At 43.4% G+C, this 16,027-nt stretch carries 12 protein-coding genes; 7 read left to right on the forward strand and 5 right to left on the reverse strand.

Going from position 1 to position 16,027, the window contains the following annotated elements:
* Window positions 1-185: 185 nt before the first annotated feature.
* Window positions 186-1,151: an ABC transporter substrate-binding protein gene (locus AB4512_RS07185; protein WP_017066116.1), complete on the forward strand. Its 966-nt coding sequence runs from the start codon at window positions 186-188 to the stop codon at window positions 1,149-1,151.
* Between the two features lie 251 nt (window positions 1,152-1,402).
* Entirely contained in the window at window positions 1,403-2,869 is a 1,467-nt protein-coding gene (locus tag AB4512_RS07190; protein WP_017069188.1) for a sensor domain-containing diguanylate cyclase, read from the forward strand.
* A gap of 163 nt (window positions 2,870-3,032) precedes the next feature.
* Here the strand turns inward: AB4512_RS07190 and dusC are convergent, their stop codons facing one another.
* Entirely contained in the window at window positions 3,033-3,989 is a 957-nt protein-coding gene (gene dusC, locus AB4512_RS07195) for a tRNA dihydrouridine(16) synthase DusC (protein WP_017069187.1), read from the reverse strand.
* 175 nt (window positions 3,990-4,164) lie between these two features.
* Here dusC and AB4512_RS07200 point away from each other — a divergent pair, with 175 nt between their 5' ends.
* Window positions 4,165-4,785, forward strand: a complete 621-nt coding sequence (locus tag AB4512_RS07200) for a YecA family protein (RefSeq protein WP_017062164.1) — start codon at window positions 4,165-4,167, stop codon at window positions 4,783-4,785.
* 121 nt (window positions 4,786-4,906) lie between these two features.
* Here AB4512_RS07200 and dsbB read toward each other — a convergent pair whose 3' ends face one another.
* Together dsbB and nhaB are read right to left on the reverse strand one after the other, a co-directional pair.
* Window positions 4,907-5,422 (reverse strand): disulfide bond formation protein DsbB, encoded by a 516-nt coding sequence (gene dsbB / locus AB4512_RS07205; RefSeq protein WP_029235613.1) that lies wholly within the window; start codon window positions 5,420-5,422, stop codon window positions 4,907-4,909.
* A 147-nt stretch (window positions 5,423-5,569) separates the two neighbouring features.
* Window positions 5,570-7,162 carry a Na(+)/H(+) antiporter NhaB gene (nhaB, locus tag AB4512_RS07210; protein ID WP_372102499.1) on the reverse strand — a complete coding sequence of 531 codons (1,593 nt, stop codon included), beginning with the start codon at window positions 7,160-7,162 and terminating at the stop codon, window positions 5,570-5,572.
* Window positions 7,163-7,802: 640 nt separating this feature from the next.
* On the opposite strand from nhaB, the gene fadR reads away from it, so the two are divergent.
* On the forward strand, window positions 7,803-8,642 hold the full coding sequence (gene fadR, locus AB4512_RS07215) for a fatty acid metabolism transcriptional regulator FadR (protein ID WP_017062161.1): 840 nt from the start codon (window positions 7,803-7,805) through the stop codon (window positions 8,640-8,642).
* Window positions 8,643-8,836: 194 nt separating this feature from the next.
* On the opposite strand, the gene AB4512_RS07220 is transcribed toward fadR, so the two are convergent.
* Both AB4512_RS07220 and metG read right to left on the reverse strand, forming a co-directional pair.
* Window positions 8,837-9,316 (reverse strand): DUF1456 family protein, encoded by a 480-nt coding sequence (locus tag AB4512_RS07220; protein WP_010437231.1) that lies wholly within the window; start codon window positions 9,314-9,316, stop codon window positions 8,837-8,839.
* 221 nt (window positions 9,317-9,537) lie between these two features.
* Window positions 9,538-11,598: a methionine--tRNA ligase gene (gene metG, locus AB4512_RS07225; protein ID WP_372058192.1), complete on the reverse strand. Its 2,061-nt coding sequence runs from the start codon at window positions 11,596-11,598 to the stop codon at window positions 9,538-9,540.
* A 157-nt stretch (window positions 11,599-11,755) separates the two neighbouring features.
* Here metG and apbC point away from each other — a divergent pair, with 157 nt between their 5' ends.
* From apbC to AB4512_RS07240, 3 genes are all read left to right on the forward strand, one after another.
* Window positions 11,756-12,832 carry an iron-sulfur cluster carrier protein ApbC gene (gene apbC, locus AB4512_RS07230; RefSeq protein ID WP_372174688.1) on the forward strand — a complete coding sequence of 359 codons (1,077 nt, stop codon included), beginning with the start codon at window positions 11,756-11,758 and terminating at the stop codon, window positions 12,830-12,832.
* A 276-nt stretch (window positions 12,833-13,108) separates the two neighbouring features.
* Complete coding sequence (gene udk, locus AB4512_RS07235; RefSeq protein ID WP_004734002.1) at window positions 13,109-13,750, forward strand: uridine kinase; 642 nt, start codon at window positions 13,109-13,111, stop codon at window positions 13,748-13,750.
* A gap of 106 nt (window positions 13,751-13,856) precedes the next feature.
* Complete coding sequence (locus AB4512_RS07240) at window positions 13,857-15,983, forward strand: AsmA family protein (RefSeq protein WP_372174689.1); 2,127 nt, start codon at window positions 13,857-13,859, stop codon at window positions 15,981-15,983.
* The last annotated feature ends 44 nt before the right edge of the window (window positions 15,984-16,027 follow it).

Genomic DNA, 16,027 nt, shown 5'->3' on the forward strand with positions numbered 1-16,027 from the left:
TCACTTGGTTTCTTACCTTCCTCCGAAGTCAATATAACCTTTCTCACATAACTCGAGCCTTGTTGTATTTTTGTTAAATATCACTTCAAGTTATCAATGGTTACTGGTAATAATGTCAATAGTGATTTTGATGTTGTTCTCTTTGAGCGAGTAATGACGGGTAGAGCTTGATTCAGGGAGCGATAATGAGTTCTGTAAGAAAGGTATTGGCAGCGGTTTTAAGTTGCTTGATGTTGCTATGGACTGGCAATGTAATGGCAAACGTTGCCAAAGTGTCGGTTTCACAAGTTGTTGACCATCCAGATCTGAATGCGACACGTTTAGGGCTTCTTGAAGGATTGAGAGCCAATGGTTATGAACCCGGTAAGAACTTAGAATTCTCCTATGAAATGGCGAATGGTAACCCGGCTCAGGCAGCCAAGATTGCCAGAGAGCTCGTCAGTGAAAATCCACATGTACTTGTTGGTATCGCGACACCGACTTCACAAGCCTTAGTGTCGGCGACTCGCTCGATTCCTATCGTGTTTACCGCGGTTACGGATCCTATCGGCGCTAGGCTCGTTAAACAATTAGAAAAGCCGGGGCGTAATGTCACGGGGCTTTCTGACTTATCTCCGATCACTCAGCATGTGTCATTAATCAAAGAACTGCTCCCTGAAGCTAATTCAATCGGTGTAGTTTACAACCCAGCAGAAGCAAATGCCGTTGCGTTAGTTGGGTTATTGAGAAAGGCAACTCGAGATTTCGGTTATACACTTCACACCGAAAAAGCGCTGACTGTTGACGATGTCGAAGCAAAAGCAGAATCCATTGCTAAGAAGTCCGATGTTATCTATGCCTTGACCGATAATACGGTTGCAAGCGGCATGGAGGGTCTTATCAAAGCGGCTAACCATGCAGATACGCCAGTCGTCGCAGGCGCCACATCTTATGTCGGAAAGGGAGCGATTGCTGGTTTAGGTCTAGATTATTATGATGTTGGGGTTCAGACCGCGGATTATGTCGCAGCCATTCTGGAAGGACAGAAGCCCGGGAAGTTGAGTGTCAAAACTGCGCAGAGTTCTCAGCTGGTGGTCAACCTAGATGCTGCTCGTGAGCTTGGTGTGACAGTGCCTCAATCTGTGATTGAGCGTGCGGTCATTAGCCGGTGAATTGAGTTTGGTGTTAGGTGAGCTAATAGGCCATAAGTCATATTATTAACAGCATTGAAATGGGCTCAGATAACAAACTCACCTGCTCTATATGTTGGCGCTTCTCTATTTTATTCATTTGTAAGCGGTTATTTGACCGTTAGGTGTGTCGTTAATATCAATTTACATTATTTTACGTCGAGCGAATTGCCGATTAATGTAATAATATTAATGGGGGAAATGAAAATAGCTGAACGCTAAGAGCACATTATATGAAAGTAAATAGGCACTTTAGCCTAACCTTTGTTTTCGGGTTTCCCGCTGTGATCGCCGCGATGTTACTTGGCCTAATAGGAAAGAATCATTTTGACGCGGTAGAAAAAGATATCAGTAGTGAGTTTCATCGTATTGAAGATGTGTTCAAAAGAACCACAAAAGTGGCAACAGCCCTAGACTACAGCTTCTCCAACTATTATAAATCAGGAAACCCTCTCTTTCTTGATCACAACAAACATGTTGTGGATGGTCTTTGCCAAATCTGGCCTATTGATGTATTGCTACTTGCCGACGGTAAAACCTCAGACATTCCCTCTGTCGATATCGACTATATGCTAATTGGTCAAGAGTCTCTTTGTTCTGAAAGCAGTGATAGTTATAAGAGCGCGTCAGAAAAAATAGCGTTAGCTCCTATTCTTTCATTTTTATCCCAGCTTGATGAATACCATGCCGGCGTGCACTTTATTGATACGAGCGGCTATGTGATCTCTTCACCTGAAGGTTTTGCCAAAGGGCTGAGCAAAGAGTTACTCTCGACCATAAAGAGTCGTCCTTATTGGCAGAAAACAGCCAACAACCCTGACCAACTTACCCTTTCAGGCCCTGGTTATCGTTTTGATTCCCTTGACCGTATAATCAGTATGACGATCCCTGTATTCCATAAAGGCGTTCACCAAGGGATGCTGTCGGTGGATATTAATGCTGACAAGCTGCTCGCAAACTCGAATGAGCATCTTGCAGGTCGGATCGATATCATTGATACCACTTTAGCGACTCCGGTAGATTCTGCGGCTTTTTATCACGAGATCAAACTGGATGGTGTCTCGTCTCACCATGCGATGTATTACAAATTAGACATCGCGAAAGAGGTTGAGCACTTTTTCGTCTACGAGAAAGACAGCCTTATTGTTGCCATCATTGTGTATCTGTTCTCAGTAACCATCTTCTTCTACGTCAATTCCAATATTGAACGTGGTTACTTCAAAGATCTCGCAGCCAAAGACCCTATGACAGGGTTATTGAATCGTCGTGGCTTAGAAGCGTTCTGGCGCAGTGTAGAGCACGATCAACTGTTTGCATTAACCGTCTTCGATATTGATGATTTTAAGTCAATTAACGACACCTACGGCCACGATAAGGGGGATGATGTGATTCGTTATATGTCGCGTCAGATCAGCAACAGTATTCGAAGCAGTGACGTTGCAGCACGGTTTGGCGGTGAAGAGTTTGTCGTTTATATGAAAGGCGAAGATCGTGAAACTTTGATGAGAACATTAGAGCGAGTGAAGAATGCGATTTGTTCCACTTCAGCCGACATTATTCCAAATGGATTTACGGTGTCTGGCGGTGTCTGCATTGTTGAAACTGAGCAAAGTAAACTTAACTTCGATGAGATATTTAAGTACGCCGATGAAAAGCTGTACGTGGCTAAGACGACGGGCAAAGACCGTCTTAAATTTTAACCACGTTATTGAATCGATGCTTTGTATGAAAATGAAAATGAAAATGAAAATGAAAATGAAAATGAAAGAGGGAAGAGGGAAGAGCGAACGTGTCTACCAAGCAAAGCTTATTTGCACCGGTAAACACGTTTGTAGCGTTGGGTATTTAACCCTAAACATAATCTTAAACAGGTTGGCGGCGTTCTTCTTGATAACGCTGAAGGCGTTCTACAATCGGTGGCGCCTTTTTGAAAGTACGAATTTCTTTAAACAGTTCGTTCGCTTCAGGGTAGCCTTTACTTAGATAAACAAACCACTGCTTCACTCTATTGGGGTAGTACATGCCTTTGTCCCCTTTAATTTGAAACTCTGAATAGCGCAGCAAAAGTTCAATGACTTTATCCCACGGCATTTTCTGGTGGTTGTGCTTAACGACGTTACCAAGGTTTGGAATATTGAAAGCACCACGGCAGACCATTAATGAATCGACGCCTGTTGCTTCTATGCAATCTTGACCATCTTGATAGTTCCAGATCTCCCCATTAGCAATCAACGGCAGAGATGTTTTTTCTCTTATTTGATTGATGAAGTCCCATTTGATTTCGCTGGCTTTATAGCCGCCAACTTTGGTTCTTGCATGCACGGTGAGTTCGTCAGCTTTGGCTTGTTCGATGGCATCGACGATTTCAAAGCACTCTTCCGGATGCTCCCAACCTAATCGAATCTTTGCGGACACAGGAATGTGTGCCGGTACCGCTTCTCGACAGGCGTTCACCACTTGATAGATGAGCTCTGGCTCTTTTAGCAATGAAGCGCCACCATTACTTTTGTTGACCGCTTTTGCTGGGCAACCAAAATTAAGATCGATCCCTTTCGCGCCTAAGCTAGCAGCTTGAAAAGCATTCTCGGCCATCCAATTTGGGTGTTGCCCTAGAAGTTGGAGATGGATTGGCACACCAGCCATGGTCTGAGAGCCTTGATGTAGCTCAGGGCAAATACGGTGGAACACATGCGGGGGAAGAAGTTGATCTACGACGCGCACAAACTCTGTCACACAGAGATCGTAATCATTAATCTCTGTGAGAATTTCACGCATTAGGTGGTCTAGAACGCCCTCCATAGGGCCAAGTATTACGCGCATGTTGCTTTACCAAAACTGAATGAACCGAAAAATTCGAGGCGTGATTGTACGGTGTGCTTACAGAATTGTCACTATGAGTGTGGTGCATGTCTTAATGATGGTTTCGTCTCTTAATAGCGACATCTTTGGGAGGATGGCGTTATAATATCGAAAATGCCCAATATCCAGAGCTTTCATGACATATCAATTATTAAGCCTACCAGAATCAATCACTGACATTACTCCGCAGTTTATGGAAGGTGCAATCCTTGCCTCTAACTTAGCGACCAAACCACTCGATCCAGAAGAGTGGCTGGTTATCGTTGCGCCTGAAGCGGGTAAAGAGCTGGTAACAACGGTGACAGAACAGATTAATCGCCAGCACAACCTGATTCAGCGTAATGAATACCTATTAACAGACGTACTGGCTGAAGGTGACTTTAACGAACAGTTCGCTGATTTTTCTGAAGGCTTCATGATGGTTTGGCCAACAGTGGAAGAGCAGTGGCAGAGCGTGACAGTCGCGGATGGTACTCTGCGCATGTTGCAAGCGCTCTTAACCACCTTGATGCTTGCGATTGATGAAGAGCAAACTCAACAACAAATGATCGCTGCAGGGCTTACTAACCCACCATCGCTTGCCGATTTAGTGGGTCAAGTCGATCTGATGATCTCAGAAGTGGCAATGGCAGCGGATGAAGCTATGTTGGGCAATAAGTCCCAGAGCGTGAACCCGTTTAAAGACATTGGTCGAAACGACCTTTGCCCTTGTGAAAGCGGCAAGAAGTTTAAACAATGCTGCGGTAAAAGCAGCTAATCACGGCTTGTTGAGCAACTTAGTTTGTGTGAATAACAGACTCTCTTAATATGTTCAAAAGCTTAAGTAATAAAAAAGTCGACCTCGTGGTCGACTTTTTTGTTGTCCAAGTGTCAACGGCTTACTGCAAGTCCTTTTTCGACTTCACAAATTGAGAAATAACCACAATACCGAAAGCAACCAAGTTACCTGCAAAGATAATTACTAGCCACTGAGGCATAGAAAGATCGAAGAACTGCCACACAACCTTGCTGCAATCGCCGTAAGCCTCAAACATCCACGGAGCCCATTGGTTTAAAGGCGCCCAGCTAGGGAAGGTTACGAATAAGTCGCAGGTTGCGAAAGGGGACGGATTGAACTGGTAATCGACGTGCTCTAAAGCAAGCATCAAACCTTTGTATGCGCCAAATCCCCAGCTAGCAAGGCCTAACCAGCGTGATATTGGGTTATTCGGGGCAATCGCACCAATCATGGCGGCAACACCGATAGCGAGCATAGCAACGCGCTCATAGATACACATCACGCAAGGACCAAGCATCATCACGTGTTGGAAGAAGAGAGCGCACGCTTCAAAAAAGACAATAAAAGCCAGCAGTAAAAGCCAAGATAAACGTCCCTTAGAGAAGTCTTTGATCATTGCTAAAAAGTTCACGAATTGAATCCTGTCTATAAAATAAAAAAGCCCTGATTACTCAGAGCTTTTTATCTTGGATAAGTTTCCTAATCAACTAATATTTTTGATTAGTTAGTTATAGTTATTGTGGTTTGCGACACAATGTTTAGCTTAATGACCACCAGAGATAACTGGAGCAACGACTTCACCAGTGCGTTGAATGATCCAACCTGCATCATAGAACCATGCTGTCATTGGCTCTACGAAGAACACAATGCCTGCTAGGCCAACCAGTGCCAATACGATGGTGTATGGCAACGCCATGATAACCATGCGACCGTAAGACAATCTAATTAACGGAGCAAGTGCTGATGTTAATAGGAATAGGAATGCAGCCTGGCCGTTTGGCGTTGCAACAGAAGGTAGGTTAGTACCAGTGTTGATAGCAACAGCAAGTAGGTCGAACTGATCACGAGTGATGATGCCTTCAACCAGTGCAGTTTTCACTTCGTTAATGTAAACCGTACCGACGAACACGTTATCTGAAACCATCGATAAAATACCGTTGGCAATATAGAAGAGTGCGAGCTGTGCGCCTTTATCTTCAACGTGAAGTACTGCATCGATGACTGGCTTAAATAGAGCTTGGTCGATGATCACAGCAACAACAGCGAAGAAAACGGCAAGAAGTGCAGTAAATGGCAGCGCTTCTTCAAAGGCTTTACCCATAGAGTGTTCTTCAATAACACCCGTAAATGCTGTAGCTAAGATGATCACAGACAGGCCAATCAAACCTACTTCAGCAACGTGAAGTGCAAGGCCGACGATAAGCCAAACTGCGATTGCACTTTGAACCCATAGTTTTGCTACGTCTTGCTTTGTGCGGTTTGCACGTTCTTTGTTGTCAAACTCAACTAAGATTTGGCGAACATTCATTGGTAGTTGAGCACCGTAACCAAACACTTTGAATTTCTCGACAAGTACACAAGTTAAAATACCGCAGAAGAAAACAGGTAGTGTTACTGGCAGCATACGGATGATAAATTCACCGAACTCCCAACCTGCTTGCTTAGCAATTACCAAGTTTTGTGGTTCTCCTACCATGGTCATTACACCACCCAGTGCTGTACCCACACCAGCGTGCATTAGCAGTGAACGTAGGAAAGCACGGTAGTTTTCTAGGTCATCACGAGTTAGCTCTGAGATCTCTTCATCATGAGTATGATCGTGCGAAGACGTTGTGCCCTTGCCTGATGCAACCTTGTGGTAGATAGAGTAGAAGCCGACCGCAACGCTAATAACTACGGCGATTACTGTTAGTGCATCTAGGAATGCTGATAAGAAAGCGGCAGCAACACAGAAGGCAACGGAGAGTAAAATTTTAGATTGGATGCCAAGCAAGATCTTCGTGAAAATGAACAAAAGCAGTTCTTTCATGAAGTAAATGCCAGCAACCATGAATACGAGCAAGAGTAATACAGGAAGGTTTGCTTGCAGCTCGTGATAAACCATTTCTGGTTTGGTCATGCCAATGGCGACTGCTTGAATAGCTAATAGACCACCCGGTTGAAGTGGGTAGCATTTGAGAGCCATAGCTAGAGTGAAAATAAACTCAACCACCAATAGCCAGCCCGCAACAAATGGGTCAACTAGGAAGAAAACAAACGGGTTGATGATTAAAAAGGAAATGATGGCAAGTTTATACCAATCAGGAGCTTTACCAAGGAAGTTCTTGATAAAAGCGTTTCCGAGAGACATCGGCATGTTAATACTCTTTTATGTTGATTATGAATAGACAAGCAATACAACATTTTGAGAATCGAGCTATAGAAATTGTTAAAAACTATGACTAACAGTGACTTAGAAAAACTACATTCCATGTAATGTTCTGTGGTCTTGCCAAGTCACTCCCTTAGAAACTCAAGCACTGCTTATTTTTGAGCGCAACTTTACTCTTAGATAACATTTAGTCAACAGGAAAAGCCCTGTAGCCCTAAAAATACCTCTTTTTTGTCGAGAAACGCGATCAAAGTAGCGCAAGCATACCACTTAAAATGTGATAAAAACCGACTAGAATCAATATTTCAGCGAAATGATTGAAAATTACAGAATAACGACGGCTTATATATGATTATTACAACTTAATATTGCAAATTAATAGCTTTAAAAATATGACCAATCCCATTGATTTTAAAGAAAAATTGTTGTGTTAACGGTTTGTTTAAATGGTGGTTTAGAGTCGCTTGCTTTACAAACCTGAGGTGCAAACGTGTGCTGAACTTTAGAGTTATAACTCTAACGGTGTTTAGGGTGAGTAAAATTTTTGAGGGTGTTTCCGCTAGGTGTGAACTAGTGGTATGATGAGTAAATTAGAACAGAATAATTAAATTGGATTGAAGTGTAGATGGTCATTAAGGCGAAGAGCCCGGCAGGATTTGCAGAGAAGTATATCATTGAAAGTATTTGGAATGGCCGTTTCCCTCCAGGTTCTATCTTGCCCGCAGAGCGTGAGCTTTCTGAGCTGATTGGTGTTACACGTACTACGCTTCGTGAAGTACTACAACGTCTTGCTCGTGATGGTTGGTTGACAATCCAACATGGCAAACCAACTAAAGTTAACCAGTTTATGGAAACCTCAGGTCTTCATATCCTTGATACGCTAATGACGTTGGACGTTGATAACGCAAGCAAAATGGTAGAAGACCTGCTTGCTGCTCGTACTAATATCAGCCCGATCTTTATGCGTTATGCATTCAAAGCAAACAAAGAAGCTTCAGAGCGTACTATCAGTAACGTGATTGAATCTTGTGAAGCGCTACTTGCGGCACCAACTTGGGATGAGTTCCTAGAATCGTCGCCATACGCTGACAAGATCAAACAAGCGGTAAAAGAAGATTCAGAAAAAGATGAAGCGAAACGTCAGACGATCTTAATCGCGAAGACTTTCAACTTCTATGATTACATGCTTTTCCAACGTTTGGCATTCCACTCAGGCAACCAGATTTACGGCCTGATCTTTAACGGTGTGCGTAAACTTTATGACCGTATCGGTAGCTACTACTTCTCTAACCCAGAAGCACGACGTTTAGCGATGGACTTTTATAAAGAGTTGTTCATTATCTGTGAAAGTGGCGAGCGCGAAACTTTGCCATTAGTGATTCGTAACTACGGTATCGCAAGTGCACAAGTTTGGAATGAAATGAAAACGACATTGCCGACGAACTTCACTGAAGACGACAGCTAAGGCATAGGTTTACTATTGTTGTTCCTGTTTAGTCAGTGACGTAAAGAAAACGAAAAAGCGGCGAGATAATTCAATTATCTCGCCGCTTTTTATTTATCTGTCGTTACTAGAAAATTATCAGTGGGTCAGTTACTTACCTATGACGAGTAATTTATCTATGTGTAGCAACTTAAAATTTATCTAGGAGTAGTAACTTAACCCGCAAACTCTTCTGAGTCTGGACGGTTGGTAAATTGCACACCGTTTAGAAAATCGCAAAGTAGTTGGTCTTCACACACTTTGTAGTTTTTGTTTTCTGGCTTGCGGAAGTAAGCGCCGATTTCGTACTTGCTCAAGCTAATGCCAACCACTTCTAGTACGTCCAAAACATCTTCTGCTTTCATGTTCAATGCGATACGAAGCTTCATGAAGATCATGTTGTTCGTCAGTGCAACTTCAGGTTTAGGTTGCTCGCCTTCTTTTTTGCCACGCTTAAGGTTGATGAAACCATTTAGGAATACCGCTAACTCTTTATCTTTCATCTTAGAGCATGACTTGTCGTTGTCATCTTTTAGCCAGTTAATCACTTGGTCATGAGCAACAGTCACATCAGCTTGTTCGATAGCTTTGATGATTTGTGCATTTTTAAGGTTTAGTGCGTGTTGAATACGACGCAAGATTTCGTTGTTAGTCACTGGGGATTCCTAAAAAGGGTTTTAGAGTAAAGAGGTGTTGGTTTAGCCTATTTTTGTCGACGAACCAATTTCTACTCTACATAGCATAGTTGACGGCGACTCTAACAGAGAACGCTAATTTTCGGTAGATATAAAAAATCCCCAATGCTGATTAACTCTTTCAAGTCAAAAATGCATTAGGGATTTAGTGATGGGTGATTGTTATCTGACTGGAGTCAGAATTACATTACACGCATACCAGGTTGAGCACCTTCGTGTGGCTCAAGGATCCATAGGTCGCTGCCGCCAGGGCCCGCTGCTAGGATCATGCCTTCAGACATACCAAACTTCATCTTACGAGGTTTTAGGTTTGCTACCATTACAGTTAGCTTGCCTTCTAGCTCTTCAGGTTTGTATGCTGATTTGATACCAGAGAATACTTGGCGAGTCTCACCACCGATGTCTAGTTGGAACTTCAGTAGTTTGTTCGCTTTTGGTACTTCTTCACAAGAGATGATACGAGCGATACGCATGTCTACTGCTGCAAAGGCATCGAACTCAATCTCGTCTGCGATTGGCTCTTTGTCTAGCTCAGTTTGGCTTGCTTGCTCTTTTTCAGCTTCTGCTTTTTCTTTCGCTGCTGCTTCAGCGGCTGCATCTTCTTTAGAAGACTCAACCATTGCTTCCACTTTCTTAGGGTCAATGCGGTTGAATAGCGCTTTGAACTTAGTGATCTCGTGATCAGTTAGCGGAGTAGCAATCGCTTCCCACGTTAGCTCTTCGTTTAGGAAAGTTTCAGTGCGAGCTGCAAGCTCTGGCATCACTGGTTTCAGGTAAGCCATCAGTACGCGGAATAGGTTAATACCTACAGAAGAAACTTGTTGAAGCTCAGCTTCTTTGCCTTCTTCTTTAGCAAGAACCCAAGGTGCTTTTTCGTCGATGTACTGGTTAGCTTTATCCGCTAGTGCAGTGATTTCACGGATAGCACGGCTGAATTCACGAGTTTCGTATAGCTCACCGATACGCTCAGCAGCAGCAACGAATTCGTTGTATAGCTCAGGCTCTGCAAATTCAGCAGCTAGCTTGCCTTCAAAACGCTTAGTAATGAAGCCAGCGTTACGAGAAGCTAGGTTAACAATCTTGTTTACTACGTCAGCGTTTACACGTTGAGTGAAGTCTTCAAGGTTAAGATCTAAGTCATCGATGCGGCTGTTTAGTTTAGCAGCGTAGTAGTAACGTAGACACTCAGGGTCTAGGTGGTTTAGGTACGTGCTTGCTTTGATGAATGTGCCTTTCGACTTAGACATCTTCGCACCGTTCACTGTTACGTAGCCGTGTACGAATACGTTGTTTGGCTTACGGAAACCTGCGCCGTCTAGCATTGCTGGCCAGAATAGGCTGTGGAAGTAAACAATGTCTTTACCGATGAAGTGGTAAAGCTCAGTTGTGCTGTCTTTCTTCCAGTATTCATCGAAGTTTAGATCGTCACGTTTGTCACATAGGTTCTTGAAAGAAGCCATGTAGCCAACAGGTGCGTCTAGCCATACGTAGAAGAACTTGTCTTTTTCGCCTGGGATTTCAAAGCCGAAGTAAGGTGCATCACGTGAGATATCCCACTGTTGCAGACCAGACTCAAACCATTCCTGCATTTTGTTTGCAGTTTCATTCTGTAGAGAGCCAGAACGAGTCCACTCTTTAAGCATGCTTTCGAACTGAGGTAGGTCGAAGAAGAAGTGCTCAGAGTCTTTCATTACTGGAGTTGCGCCAGAAACCGCTGATTTAGGGTTAATTAGCTCAGTTGGGCTGTATGTCTCACCACAGTTATCACAGTTATCACCATACTGGTCTTCTGACTTACACTTAGGGCAAGTACCTTTTACGAAGCGGTCTGGTAGGAACATCTCTTTCTCAGGATCGAAAAGCTGAGAAATAGTGCGGCTAGAAATGAAGCCGTTCTTTTTAAGTTCTAAGTAGATGTGAGAAGCCAGTTCACGGTTCTCTTCGCTGTGTGTGCTGTGGTAGTTATCAAAGCTGATATCAAAGCCAGCGAAGTCTTTTTGGTGCTCTTCACTAACAGCAGCGATCATCTCTTCTGGCGTGATACCCATCTGTTGAGCTTTAAGCATAATTGGCGTGCCGTGAGCATCGTCAGCACAGATGAAGTTTACAGTGTTGCCACGTAGACGCTGGTATCGAACCCAGATATCAGCTTGGATATGCTCAAGCATATGGCCAAGGTGAATAGAGCCGTTAGCGTACGGAAGCGCACAAGTTACCAAAAGTTGTCTTGGATCAGTTGCCATACTTAATAATTCGCTTTTTTGATAGGTATAAATTTGAGAGGTAATACTACTTTATAACGTGTGATACGCCAAGGTATCAGACTAAGGATTCCCCTAGTTTTTTAGGGGTTCAGTCTTCATCTCGTGGGTGATAGCATAAATAAAAAAAGGAGTCCCAATGCGTAACTTTACTTCTAAGCAAGATTTCTGTTCATGGTTGAATGAGTTCGAGTCACCAATCCTCATCCCAGAGTGGGCGCTACACCAAAATATTATATCGGTTGATCCGCGTGGATCATTTGTTATCACCTTACCTTTTGCCGCTAATCAGCTTGCGGTTGAATTGGAACAGTGGATTCACTCTCAGATTGAACAACAGCTTGTTAGCGCTTTTCAGTTTGAAGTGAAGGTGAAGCCGTCTGCGTTAGAAACCACGGTTGCGACACCATTGAAGGGGGTGAAGAACATCATCGCCGTGACATCTGCAAAGGGTGGGGTGGGTAAATCGACCACTTCAGTCAACCTTGCTTTGGCTTTATCTAAGTCTGGTTCAAAAGTGGGTTTGTTGGATGCGGATATCTATGGTCCTTCTGTACCTATGATGCTTGGCCAATTAGATGCGAAACCAGAAGTCCAGAATAACAAGTGGATGATGCCAATCGAAGCGCACGGTATTTTCACTCACTCTATCGGTTATCTTGTGTCGAAAGATGACGCTGCGATTTGGCGCGGTCCAATGGCGGCCAAGGCTTTAGGTCAGCTTGTTAACGAAACCGTATGGCCAGAGTTGGATTATCTAGTTATTGATATGCCACCGGGCACGGGCGATATTCAGCTGACGTTATCGCAACAGATCCCAGTGACCGGGGCTGTAGTGGTGACCACTCCTCAAGATTTGGCGCTAGCGGATGCACGTAAAGGCGTAGCGATGTTTGATAAGGTGAGTGTGCCAGTCGCAGGCTTAGTTGAAAACATGAGCTATCATATTTGTAGTCACTGTGGTGAGAAAGAGCATATCTTTGGTGTTGGTGGTGCCGAAGCTATGTCAGAAGAGTTTTACCTCGATATTTTGGCACAGATCCCTCTTCATATTGATGTGCGAGAAGATATCGATGCAGGTTGCCCGACGGTGATTCGTCGTCCAGATAGTGAACATACACGTCATTACTTAGAGCTTGCAGAGAATGTGGCTGCGAAGATGTTCTGGACCGGCAAGGCGAGACCAGAAGCGATTAACTTCTCTATGGTTGAATAACGAATCTATGGTTGAATAGCGCAAGTTAATCACAAAGTCGTTTAAATATAGTTTGGATTAGATAAACAGCGGTGGATTTAAGTCAATATCCATTGGGCTTGTGCAAATAGTTGTAGGCAAGTTATTTGAAAGCAAACGATTGCATTCATTAAATGCATTGATATCATCAATTTGACTGCAATTAGCTAAAATGGCGACTAGAATCTATGTGCTTTAGCCCCTATAATCAGGCGGTTTATCTCTTCCCACCACCAAACCATATCGGGTGCAAAATTAATGTCTGATAATAATCAATGTGTCATCGTAGGTATCGCTGGCGCTTCAGCTTCAGGAAAAAGTCTGATTGCTAGTACAATTTATAATGAATTGCGCGAAAAAGTAGGCGACCATCAAATTGGTGTTATCACGGAAGATTGCTATTACAGCGACCAAAGCCACTTGAGTATGGAAGAGCGTGTTAAAACTAACTACGATCACCCAAATGCACTAGATCATGATCTTTTATGTGAACATCTACAGCAGCTAATGAGTGGCAACGCCGTAGAAGTTCCTGAATACAGCTACACAGAGCACACACGTACTTCTGAAACGACTACACTTACTCCAAAGAAAGTGATCATTTTAGAGGGTATTCTGCTTCTAACAGACCCGCGTCTTCGTAAACTAATGCACGCAAGTGTGTTTATGGATACACCATTAGACATCTGTCTATTACGCCGTGTTAAGCGTGATGTAGAAGAGCGTGGTCGTACAATGGACACTGTACTTAAGCAATACCAAGAAACAGTACGTCCAATGTTCATGCAGTTTATCGAGCCTTCAAAACAACATGCAGACATCATCGTTCCTCGTGGTGGTAAAAACCGTATTGCGATTGATGTGCTAAAAGCGCACATTGCGAAGTTGTTGAAGTCTTAATCGAATAAAATTTTGCCTAAGTGACTCACTTAGCTTTATTTTTTACCGAATCAGTGGCACTTTTATAGTGCCACTTTCTTTTGGAATCTAAGCAAGGAATATGCGGATGAAGAAACTACTCATTTTCATAGCTGTACCAGTGTTTGTTGTCGTTGCAGCAATTCTGGCACTAGTGCTGTTAGTGAATCCCAACCAATTTAAGCCATTAATTGTCGAACAAGCCCAAAAACACACAGGCCTAGAGCTAGTGATCGAGGGTGATATCAGCTGGCAATTCTTCCCATCCATTGGCTTTGAACTTGGTCAAACTGAATTACGCAACCCTGAAGGTTTTACGCAACCTAACCTATTTAAGGTTGATACCGTTGGCGTTGACGTTTCGGTTACTCCGCTATTTAGCAACCAACTAGAGATCGGCAACATTACTCTAGATGGTGCAGAATTCTATTTAGAAACGCTTAAAGATGGTCGCAAGAACATTGATGCACTAACGCAAGCGTCAGCGCCTCAAGAATCTGAGCCTGCAGCAGGCACAAGTTCTGAATCAGCGCCTGCCCCTCAAGAGCAAACTACCACAGACGCATCGGGTTGGACGATCAACCTTGCAGGCGTAACTGTATCAAACGCATTGTTTGAAATGGACGACAAGCAAGCGGGTTCATTCACTAAGCTATACGATGTGTCTTTGAATCTTTCTGAGTTTGCCGTTGATACATGGACAACCGCGACATTTGCGGCTTCTGGTGAGAACAATCAACAGAAGTTCTCAGCACAAGGCAGTGCAGAATTCAAATTAGCTGAAGGCTTTGCAAGTTACGCACTTCGTAATATCGACTTAAACGCTAAGTTCAATGATCCAGCGACGTCGATTGAGTCAGCAAAAATTGGCTTGAATACGTTTGAGTTCGATAAGGTAAACCAACTGACTTACGCTGTAATCGGTAATGCAGCTGGCCTTGACCTTGATCTTAAAGGTGGCGGTGAACTTACTGTTGATAGCGCGATTTCAAAAGTAACGCTGAACAAGTTAACGTTAGACTCAACATTCAAAGGCGACACGCTTCCTCAGTCTCCAATGAAAGTCGACATGCTGTCTGACTTAAGCTTCGATCTTAACAAGAGCCACCTGAGCTTTGTGTTAGAGAAGCTACAAGCTAACGCTATTGCATTAGACGGTAAAGCAGACATAATCCTATCTGAAATACCAAAGGTTCGTTTCTCTCTTCATAGCCCGAATATTGATTTAGATGAATTCTTAGGCTTAGGCAATACAACAGAAACAGCGAGCACAGCGCCTTCTGGTTCTGCTGGTGGTTCAACGTCAAGTTCTGGTAGTTCAGATCCAGCTAAAGAAGTGGAACCTGATCTGTCGGCTCTGAAAACGTTAGACGTGAAAGGTGACATCACGATTGATAAGTTCAAGGCGAACAACGCGAAGATGCAGAATGTTAAAACCGCATTTTCGGTTAACCGTGGTATCGCAGAGCTAACCTCATTCACCTCGAATCTTTACCAAGGTTCTATTTCTGCTACTGCAAAGTTAGACGCTCGTAAAACACCAGCGACTTACACGGCTAAGAAGAAAATCAAAGGCGTGAAAGTACAACCGTTACTGGTTGATGTTGCAGATAACGATATGCTGGAAGGTACCGGTAATATTGATGTCAACGTGAAAGGTAAGAGTCTAACTCCGACGGGTATCAAGAAAAACCTAGTCGGTACTATCGCGATTAACTTTGAAGATGGTGCAGTTAACGGCATCAACGTAGCTCAACTGATTCGAGAAAACTACGCTAAGATCAAGGGCGAGAAAGTTGAAAGCACAAATGAAGCTCAAAAAACGGACTTCAGTGCAATGAAAGCGACGCTGAAAGTGGATAAAGGTTGGGTTTCAACTAACGACTTATCAGCACAGTCGCCACTGTTACGTGTGACAGGTCAAGGTAAAGCAAACTTCATCAATGAAACGGTCGACTTCCTTGTGCGTACATCAATTGTGGGTTCACTTGAAGGTCAGGGCGGTAAGAGCATCGACGACCTGAAAGATGTGACTATCCCAATTAAGGTAACAGGTCAGTGGGCAGCCCCGAAATTTGCACTTGTTTTTGATGACGTATTGAAACAGAAAGCACAGAAAGAAATTGACCGTGGTGTGAACAAGCTAACGGACAAGATCAAAGACGAGAAAACTAAAGAAGCAGTTGATGGTTTATTGAAAGGTTTCTTTAACTAAACGTTTTTAACTCGTATATAAAAGAAGCGCCATTCCTACTGTAG

Source organism: Vibrio sp. 10N.222.52.B7, assembly GCF_041474275.1.
Lineage (GTDB): Bacteria > Pseudomonadota > Gammaproteobacteria > Enterobacterales > Vibrionaceae > Vibrio > Vibrio crassostreae_C.

Coding starts and splice junctions, on each gene's coding strand:
- AB4512_RS07190 (WP_017069188.1), top strand. CDS start 1,403: ATGAAAGTAAATAGGCACTTTAGCCTAACCTTTGTTTTCGGGTTTCCC.
- dsbB (WP_029235613.1), bottom strand. CDS start 5,422: ATGATCAAAGACTTCTCTAAGGGACGTTTATCTTGGCTTTTACTGCTG.
- udk (WP_004734002.1), top strand. CDS start 13,109: ATGTCTGATAATAATCAATGTGTCATCGTAGGTATCGCTGGCGCTTCA.
- dusC (WP_017069187.1), bottom strand. CDS start 3,989: ATGCGCGTAATACTTGGCCCTATGGAGGGCGTTCTAGACCACCTAATG.
- AB4512_RS07200 (WP_017062164.1), top strand. CDS start 4,165: ATGACATATCAATTATTAAGCCTACCAGAATCAATCACTGACATTACT.
- apbC (WP_372174688.1), top strand. CDS start 11,756: ATGCGTAACTTTACTTCTAAGCAAGATTTCTGTTCATGGTTGAATGAG.
- nhaB (WP_372102499.1), bottom strand. CDS start 7,162: ATGCCGATGTCTCTCGGAAACGCTTTTATCAAGAACTTCCTTGGTAAA.
- fadR (WP_017062161.1), top strand. CDS start 7,803: ATGGTCATTAAGGCGAAGAGCCCGGCAGGATTTGCAGAGAAGTATATC.
- metG (WP_372058192.1), bottom strand. CDS start 11,598: ATGGCAACTGATCCAAGACAACTTTTGGTAACTTGTGCGCTTCCGTAC.
- AB4512_RS07185 (WP_017066116.1), top strand. CDS start 186: ATGAGTTCTGTAAGAAAGGTATTGGCAGCGGTTTTAAGTTGCTTGATG.
- AB4512_RS07240 (WP_372174689.1), top strand. CDS start 13,857: ATGAAGAAACTACTCATTTTCATAGCTGTACCAGTGTTTGTTGTCGTT.